Raw genomic sequence first — 8,738 nt, 5'->3', positions numbered from 1 at the left:
GTCGAGGGCGCCCCGCTACGACCCCGGGCACTACACCGCCCTGGCCCGGCTCGCCGAGCGCGGCGCCCTCGACTTCGTCACCCTCGGCGACTCGTTCGCCCGGCCGGGACCCGACGCGCTCGCGGTGCTGTCCCGGGTGGCGCCGGCCACGCGCCGGATCGGGCTCGTGCCAACGGTCACCACCACGCACACCGAGCCGTTCCATGTGTCGTCCGCCGTGGCCACCCTGGACTGGGTGAGCCGCGGCCGCGCGGGCTGGCAGGTGGACGTGTCGACGACCGGGGCCGAGGCCCGGCTGTTCGGCCGCCGCCCGGCCGCACCCGCCGCCGAGCTGTGGCGTGAGGCCGGCGAGGTGGCGGACGCCGGTGCGCGGCTCTGGGACAGCTGGGAGGACGACGCCGAGATCCGGGACACCGCATCCGGTCGCTTCATCGACCGCGACAAGCTGCACCATGTCGACTTCGAGGGGACCACGTTCAGCGTCCGCGGACCGGCCATCGTGCCCCGGCCCCCGCAGGGCCGCCCGGTCACCGTCGTCGACGGCACGGCGGACCCGGCCCGGGAGACCGCCGCCCGCCATGCCGACGTCGTGCTCGTACGGGCCACCACACCCGAGCGGACCGCCGGTATCCGCGCCGATGTGCGCCGCCGCGCCGCCGCCCACGGGCGCGACCCCGACACCCTCCGGGTGCTCGCCGCGCTCACCGTCGACCTCGGCGACGCCGAATCCGCCCCGGAACCAGGACTGGAGAGCGGGCCACCGCTCGCCGCGCACGGCACGTACTACCGGGGCGGCCCGGTCGACCTCGCCGATCTGATCACCCAGTGGCACCGCGCCGGGGCCGTGGACGGCTTCCACCTCACACCGATCACCCCCGAACGCGATCTCGAACGGATCGTCAACGGCACGGTGGCCCTGCTCCAGCACCGCAGCCTCTTCCGCACCTTCCACCCCGGCGGAACCCTCCGCGAGCACCTGGGCCTGGCCCGTCCGGCCAGCCGGTACGCCCCGGGCCGTGTCCTCCAAGGAGAACGGGCATGACGACCGCCCCGAAACAGCTGCATCTCGCCGCCCACTTCCCGGGTGTGAACAACACCACCGTCTGGACGGACCCCCGGTCCCGCAGCCAGATCGACTTCTCCTCCTTCGAGCATCTCGCGCGTACGGCCGAACGCGGCCTGTTCGACTTCTTCTTCCTCGCCGAGGGGCTGCGCCTGCGTGAGCACAACGGGCTGATCCACGAACTGGACGTGGCCGGCCGCCCCGAGCCCCTCACCGTGCTGGCCGCGCTGGCCGCCGTCACCGACCGGCTCGGCCTCGCCGCGACCGTCAACGCCACCTTCAACGAGCCCTACGAACTGGCCCGCAGGCTCGCCACCCTCGACCACCTCAGCGCCGGCCGGGCCGGGTGGAACGTCGTCACCTCGTCCGACGCCTTCACCGCTGAGAACTTCCGCCGCGGCGGCTGTCTGAACCGGGCCGGCCTCTCCCAAGCCCTCGGCTCCGCTCGAACAGGGGGGAACCCCCTCACCCGCGCCGCCGAATTCGTCGCCGCCGCCCGCGGGCTGTGGGACTCCTGGACACCCGACGGCACCCCGCGCCGCTTCGCCCACCGCGGCGAGTACTTCCGCGTCGAGGGCGAGTTCACCGTCCCGCGCCCCCCGCAGGGCCACCCCGTCGTCATCCAGGCCGGGGACTCCCCGGAGGGCCGGGAGTTCGCCGCGTCCGCCGCCGACATCATCTTCACCCGGCACGGCACCCTGGAGGCGGGCCGCACCTTCTACGCGGACGTCAAGGCACGACTGGCGAAGTACGGCCGGGAGCCCGACGAGCTGAAGATCATGCCCGGCGTCGGCTTCGTGCTCGGCGACAGCGACGCCGAGGCGCAGGAGAAGGCGTCCGAGATACGCCGTCAGCAGATCTCGCCGCAGAGCGCGATGCTGGCCCTGGAGCAGGTCTGGGGCCAGGACCTCTCCTCGTACGATCCGGACGGGCCGCTCCCCGAGAGCGACCCGGTCCCCGATGCGGCGCCGGTCCAGGGCCGGGTCAGGACCGGCGACCCCCTCGCGGTCGCGGCCCGCTGGCGCGCGCTGTCCCGGGAGAAGGGGCTCTCCATCCGGCAGACGGTCATCGAGGCGACGGGCCGGCGGTCGTTCATCGGCAGCCCGCGGACCGTCGCGGCGGAGCTGGCCGGATACGTCGCCACCGAAGCCGCCGACGGCTTCGTCCTCGTACCGCACCTCACCCCGGGCGGACTCGACGACTTCGTCGACGAGGTCGTCCCGCTCCTCCAGGAGCGCGGGGTCTTCCGCACCGCGTACACCGGCTCCACACTCCGGTCGCACCTCGGGCTCGCGGAGCCCGTATGGAAAGGTTGAGCCCATGAGCACGGACGCACAGCAGCAGGCAGCGCGGGACTGGGACCACTGGCACGAGGAGCGCACCGCCACGGTCTCGGCACCGTACGGACCGCTCTCACTCACCGGCACGCACTGGCTCTCCGACTACCCGGAAGGCCGAATTCCGGCCATTGAGGGGCAGTGGCGGGAGGACGGCGACGAACTGGAGCTCACCGCCGGTCCCGAGGACGGGCTGACCGTCGACGGGAAGCCGTTCACCGGACAGGTCCGGCTCGGCGCCGACCGCGGTCCGATCGGCGGGTCCCGGGTCGCCCACGGCGAGCGGCGGCTGTTCGTGCTGAGCCGAGAAGGGCTCTGGGCGGTACGGGACTTCGACCCGGACTCCGCGGCGCGGCGGGCCTTCCGCGCGATCCAGGCCACGCGGTACGACCCGCGCTGGGCGCTGCCCGGCACCTTCCGCCCGTACGACACCTCTCGCAGTGTCCGGGTCGAGAACGCCGACGGCGTCGAGCGCGGACTCGGCCTCGGCGGGGAGATCGCCTTCGAGCTGGACGGCGTCGAGCGGACGCTCCAGGTCGCCGTGGAGCACGACGGCTCGCTCTGGGCGGTCTTCGCCGACGCCACCAGCGGGAACAGTAGCTACCGCTTCCGGTTCCTGCGGCCCGCCGCCCCGGCCGCCGACGGCACCGTGACGGTCGACCTCAACCGTGCGCTGCTGCCGCCCTGCGCCTTCGCGGACCACTTCATCTGCCCCTTCCCGCCGCCCGGCAACACCCTCCCCGTCGCCGTCGAGGCGGGGGAGCGCAACCGGATCGACAGCTGAATCACCGCCTCCGTTCGGTGGACGTCCGGCCCCGGTATCCGTCATCCGCCGGGGCCGGACGCATGGGTGCGGAGCGAAGCTCAGGCCAAGAGGCCCTCTTGCGCATGAAGTTGACGCCTTGAATACTCCCGAGCAGCGCTTGTCAGGAGCACGGCAGGTTCGGATTACGGACAGCCTGCCGTGCGGCTGACTGCGCCTCACGGGTCCGACCACCCCACGGGCGGACCCCCAACCCCCCTCGGGAGGAATGACAAGTGAGGATCAAGCGCACCACCCCCCTCAGCGGTACCGCGAGACGCAGCAGGGCTGTTGCCATTGCCGCAGGTCTCATAGCGGTCGCCGCGCTCGCCGTCCCCAGCGCACAGGCCAGCTCCCCCGGAACGTACAGCGCGAACCAGCTCTCCGCCGCAGCCGACGCCGTCCTCGGCGCCGACGTGGCCGGCACCGCCTGGACCGTCGACCCCGCGACCAAGAAGCTCGTGGTCACGGTCGACAGCACGGTCTCCGCGGCGGAGATCCAGCAGATCAAGGACTCCGCGGGCACCAACGCGGGCGCCCTGAGCATCAAGCACACCTCCGGAAAGTTCAGCAAGCTGCTCTCCGGTGGCGACGCCATCTACGCACCCGGCTGGCGCTGCTCCCTCGGATTCAACGTCCGCAGCGGCAGCACGTACTACTTCCTGACCGCCGGTCACTGCACCGACGGCAACCCTCCCTGGTACACCAACTCCTCGGGCAGCACCAGCATCGGCCCGACGGTCGGCTCCAGCTTCCCGACCAACGACTACGGTCTGGTGCGCTACGACAACGCCTCGGTCTCCCACGAGGGCACCGTGGGCAGCGTCGACATCACCAGCGCGGCCAATGCCACGGTCGGCATGTCCGTCACCCGCCGGGGCTCCACCACCGGCATCCACAGCGGTAAGGTCTCCGCGCTCAACGCCACGGTCAACTACGGCAACGGCGAGATCGTGTACGGCATGATCCAGACCAACGTGTGTGCGGAGCCCGGTGACTCCGGCGGTCCGCTCTACTCCGGCTCCAAGGCGATCGGCCTCACCTCGGGCGGCAGCGGCAACTGCTCCTCGGGCGGCACGACGTTCTTCCAGCCGGTCACCGAGGCGCTCAGCGCGTACGGCGTCAGCGTCTACTGACACCCGGGCGGCCGGTTCCGTCCCCCGGGACCGGCCCCTGCCTCGAAAGGGCAAGTCGAACACGCCGAGCCCCCGCCCGAATTCCGGGCGGGGGCTCCCGCTGACCCCGCGGCTTTTGAGAGGATGTGGCACAGGACGGTCGCGCAGGAACAACGGGGGCGGACACTGTGCCTCCCGGAGGGATGCCCTCCGGGAACCCCCGGCAGAGACCCCAGGGGGATCCAGGTCCGTGAATCGCATCGGAGTGACCGGCCACCGCAGCATTCCGCGAGAGGTGCACGACCATGTGCTGGCCGCGATGCGTGCGGCGCTCAGCGCCTTCGACGGCTCGGTGGAGGCCCTGTCCAGCCTGGCCGTGGGGGCGGACCAGCTCTTCGCCGACCTCGCGCTCGCCCACGGCGCCGAACTGACCGCGGTCATCCCCAGCGGCGACTACGAGGCCTGCTTCGCCGACGGCGCCGAACTGGCCCGCTACCGGAGCCTCAAGGCCCGCGCCGCGCGGGAGGTCCGGCTGGACTACCCGCACTCCACCGACGAGGCGTACTACGCGGCCGGCGCCTATATCGCCGACCACTGCGACCGGCTGCTCGCCGTCTGGGACGGACTGCCCGCCCGCGGCCTCGGCGGCACGGGCGACATCGTGACCTACGCCCGCGAGCTCGGCCGCCCGGTCACGGTGATCTGGCGCGACGGGGTCGTACGCGCCTGACCTGACCGGGGCGGCCGCTCGGTCCGTCACATCTGGTGCCGGGCCAGCCAGTCGGTGTGCTGGGGGGAGACGATGCGCTCGGTCTCGAACACCGCCCGCGGCCACTGGCGCTCGTTCAGTGTGGTCTCCATGGCGACCTGCATCGACTCGAGATCCTTCTCCACCAGGGAGTGGGCCGAGATGAGCGGGTGGTGGCGGCGCATCTCGGCCCAGGCCAGACAGGCCGCCGCGGCGGCGGACAGCACCCCGGTCAGCGCAAAGGACTGGCCCACGGAGAACGCCCTGAACAGGGCGAGGACCAGGGCGAGAGCCGTCAGGGCGGCGATGGTGGTCGACCAGACCACGGTGGCCCGGCGGGACACCTCCTGGCGCCTGCGGTACCAACTGCGCTGTTCGATCAGCCGGTCCCGTACATAGGTCTCCTTGCGCACGGTGAATGCCTTGTCCCGTAATGCGTGCATGGAATCGGTGATGAGACCTCCGGAATCGGCGGTCCGGTCCCGGGGATCGGACCAGCCCACCTTGCGGAGCTCCTGGAGGCCCTCTTCGAGGCGATTGGCGAACACCGCCTCCGGGTGCTGGGTGCCGGTGTCGAAAGGTGAGCCGTGCACGGAGTAACGCCAGCACATCGATTTGATGAACTCCGCCGCGGAGCGATTAAGTTGCCAATGCGACTTTGCTTTCCGCCGAGAGGTGAGGTAGGTCGCGATCAGGACACCCAGGTAGGCCAACGCTGCCGCGCAGTCGCTGAGTTGGAGCCCGCCTGTGACCTCGGCGCGCCAGGGGAGCGCGGCCGGTACGGTGCCCGCGACCAGCAGTATCAGCTGCCAGCGGGTGGTATTCACGGCCTCCCGCTGGCGTGCGACCGCAATGGCATCCGTGTGGTGAAAGAGCTCGGGCAGATCAGCGTTCCTGAAGACCATGCTCTGCAGTGGTCCGGGAATCGCCGTCATGTTCACTCCCGTCTGCGGTTATGTTGTCACTCCGATGGCGGAACCTGTAGTTCCGCTTGATCGGGGCAGGTCCCGTGTGACGCTCTTGTTCCAAGTAGCCGTCCTCAGTTGCCAACCGAGGCCATGAGAGTAAAGTCGTGCCGCCGGACACTGCAATGGTGCAGGTACCAACGCTGGTTTCCTGTCCGGAACCATTCCATTGGAACGAACCCCCTCAAGGACGGCCGTGAAGACCTCTGAATCCTCCCTCTCCTTCGCCGTTGCGAAGAAGAGCCGTGTGCCGCTCACCGCGATCGACGCGCGTGGTGGCGAAGCTGCCAGGAAGCTCGGACGGGTGCATGTCGCCTCCGCCGGTCGCTCCCTCCAGGCAGCCACCTTCAACTCCGCCCTCTGACCCCGTACAACGGATCACTCCTCCGGTGCGGCCGGTTGCCGGATCACCCCTTCCGGGCTGGCTAGACTGAGGGAATGACAGGACCCCTGGTCCCTTTCCGTGAAGTAGTTCTCAAGGTTCACAGCAGGTGCGACCTCGCCTGTGACCATTGCTATGTCTACGAACATGCCGATCAGAGCTGGCGAACCCGTCCGAAAACAATCTCTGATGGAGTCATTTTCCGGACTGCTCAGCGCCTGGCTGAGCATGCCAAGACACACGCACTGCCCTCCGTGTCAGTAATCCTGCACGGAGGGGAGCCTCTGCTCGCCGGCCCCGCCCGGCTGCGGCTCATCTGCGAAGAGCTGAGTTCCGCCTTCGACGGTGTCGCCGCGCTCGATCTCCGGATCCACACCAACGGTCTGCAGCTCAGCCCGCGCTATCTCGACCTCTTCAGCGAGTACGACGTCAAGGTCGGCATCTCCCTCGACGGCGACCGCGCGGCCAACGACCGCCACCGCCGCTTCGCCGACGGACGCAGCAGCCACCCCCTGGTGCTCAAGGCCGTCGAACTGCTCCGGCAGGAGCGCTACCGCCATCTCAACCTCGGTCTCCTGTGCACCATCGACATCGAGAACGACCCGCGCGCGGTCCTCGACGCCCTCACCGCACTCGAACCGCCGCACATCGACTTCCTGCTTCCCCACGCCACCTGGGACGACCCGCCGCCGCGTCCGGACGGATCGCCCACCGCCTACGCCGACTGGCTCCTCGCGGTCCATGACCGCTGGCAGGAGCTGGGGCGGCCGGTTCCGGTGCGGATCTTCTCCTCGGTCCTCTCCACGCTGAACGGCGGACCGAGCCTCACCGAGTCCCTGGGCCTGGCCCCCACGGACCTCGTCGTCGTCGAGACCGACGGGAGCCTGGAACAGGTCGACTCGCTCAAGAGCGCCTACGAAGGCGCGGCGGCCACCGGGTTCGACGTCTTCACGCATGCCTTCGACGAGGTTGCGGCGCATCCCGGGGTGCGGGCCAGGCAGCTGGGGCTGGAGGGCGTCAGCGAGACGTGCCGCCGCTGCCCCGTCGTGCGCTCGTGCGGTGGCGGCCTGTACACCCACCGCTACAGCTCCGCGGGTCCGGACGAGGGGTTCGACAACCCGTCCGTGTACTGCCACGATCTCGCGGCTCTGGTGCGCGGCATCGAGGCCCGTACGCCGGCGGACTCGGTCGCGCCCGCGGTGGCCGATCGCGGCGAACTGCTCGCGGCCCAGGAGGACCTCACCCGCACGCTGCTGGCCCGGCTCAACGGAGACCTGGACGGCCGGGGCGGCGAGCGGTGGGCGGCGGCGTGGGAGCTGGCGGCCGTTCTGGACGGCTCGGAGCAGGGTTCCGGCGCCCTGGACCACGTGCTCGCCCACCCGTACACCCGCACCTGGCTGCTCGACGCGCTGGACGCCTTGCACGAGGACCGGCCGGGGGCCGCCTCGGATGCCGCGGACGGCCTGCCGGCCCGTCTCGCGGCCGCCGTCGTGCGGGCGGGGCTCGACGTCCGGGTGCCGGTGCCCTACCGGGACGGTGGGCTGGTCCTGCCCACCCTGGGCCGGGTGGCCGTCGACGGTGCGGGGGAGCACGGCACGGCCCGGGTGCGCGCTGTCGAGGGCGGCTTCCTGATCGGGCGGGACGGCGGATCGGGCGAGCGGCGGATCGAGTGGCCCGCACCGGCGGTCCCCGGCTGGCTTCCGGTGCGCGGGTACGCCCTGCCCGGGAGCGGGCCCGGCTTTGTGATCGACGACCTCGATCCGTACCGCGACTGCTTCGCCGAGCCCGCCGCGGCCGCGCTCGACGCGTCAGCGGCCGGCCGGCTGGCCGCCGCGCTCACCGGGGCCTGGGCGCTGATCGAGGAACGGGCTCCCGAGTACGGAGCGCGCTCCGCCGGCGGACCGCTGACGCTCACTCCGCTGACCGGCCTGAAGCCGGGCGAAGCCTCCGTGGGGCGGCACGGGCACGGTGCGCTGGGCATCGGAGCGGACGACGAGGCGGGAACGCTCGCCCTCGCGCTGGTGCGCGGAGTGCGGCGGGCCGGATTCCGCGCACTTGTGGACGTCACGGATCTTTACGCGGCGGACGGCTCCTGGGAACATCGAATGCCCTGGGGGGAGGAATTGGTTCCGTTTTCCCGGTTGTTGGCGGGTGCATATGAACGGCTGGCACTCGCGGCATTCGACCCCAGGTATCGGGACGGAGTGCCGCAGGCACTCGACACGCTGGAGGGGGCGGCCGAACTCACCATCGGCGGGAAACAGCTGCTGACCCTGATGCGAAAGGAATTCTGAAGACCGGATTCCGGTTCGAGGAAGATCGCCCG

The 8,738-nt window shown here is 71.0% G+C and carries 8 protein-coding genes; 7 read left to right on the top strand and 1 reads right to left on the bottom strand.

The annotated features are described in order from the left end of the window. From J1C73_RS16495 to J1C73_RS16475, 5 genes are all read left to right on the top strand, one after another. Positions 1–1,042, top strand: a 1,042-nt coding sequence (locus J1C73_RS16495; protein ID WP_207317052.1) for an LLM class flavin-dependent oxidoreductase, incomplete at its 5' end; no start/stop codon positions are given. Beyond that, complete coding sequence (locus J1C73_RS16490) at positions 1,039–2,379, top strand: NtaA/DmoA family FMN-dependent monooxygenase (protein ID WP_207317051.1); 1,341 nt, start codon at positions 1,039–1,041, stop codon at positions 2,377–2,379. The genes J1C73_RS16495 and J1C73_RS16490, both read left to right, overlap by 4 nt. Before the next feature lie 4 nt (positions 2,380–2,383). After that, positions 2,384–3,184, top strand: a complete 801-nt coding sequence (locus J1C73_RS16485) for a DUF1684 domain-containing protein (RefSeq protein ID WP_207317050.1) — start codon at positions 2,384–2,386, stop codon at positions 3,182–3,184. A gap of 254 nt (positions 3,185–3,438) precedes the next feature. Further along, entirely contained in the window at positions 3,439–4,338 is a 900-nt protein-coding gene (locus tag J1C73_RS16480; RefSeq protein ID WP_207317049.1) for a trypsin-like serine protease, read from the top strand. A gap of 229 nt (positions 4,339–4,567) precedes the next feature. Then, the gene (locus J1C73_RS16475; protein WP_207317048.1) at positions 4,568–5,047 is read left to right on the top strand and encodes a hypothetical protein; all 480 of its coding nucleotides are present in this window, start codon (positions 4,568–4,570) and stop codon (positions 5,045–5,047) included. A gap of 26 nt (positions 5,048–5,073) precedes the next feature. Here J1C73_RS16475 and J1C73_RS16470 read toward each other — a convergent pair whose 3' ends face one another. After that, a complete protein-coding gene (locus J1C73_RS16470) occupies positions 5,074–5,970 on the bottom strand; it encodes a DUF4231 domain-containing protein (RefSeq protein WP_207317054.1) in 897 nt (298 codons plus the stop codon). 256 nt (positions 5,971–6,226) lie between these two features. Here J1C73_RS16470 and fxsA point away from each other — a divergent pair, with 256 nt between their 5' ends. Next, on the top strand, positions 6,227–6,394 hold the full coding sequence (gene fxsA, locus J1C73_RS34950; RefSeq protein ID WP_306091336.1) for an FxSxx-COOH cyclophane-containing RiPP peptide: 168 nt from the start codon (positions 6,227–6,229) through the stop codon (positions 6,392–6,394). Positions 6,395–6,468: 74 nt separating this feature from the next. Further along, positions 6,469–8,706: a radical SAM/SPASM protein FxsBH, inactivated beta-hydroxylase extension form gene (fxsBH, locus tag J1C73_RS16460; RefSeq protein ID WP_207317047.1), complete on the top strand. Its 2,238-nt coding sequence runs from the start codon at positions 6,469–6,471 to the stop codon at positions 8,704–8,706. The last annotated feature ends 32 nt before the right edge of the window (positions 8,707–8,738 follow it).

This window comes from Streptomyces laculatispora (genome assembly GCF_017353455.1).
GTDB lineage: Bacteria > Actinomycetota > Actinomycetes > Streptomycetales > Streptomycetaceae > Streptomyces > Streptomyces laculatispora.
This window is presented reverse-complemented; position numbering and strand designations above follow the sequence as displayed.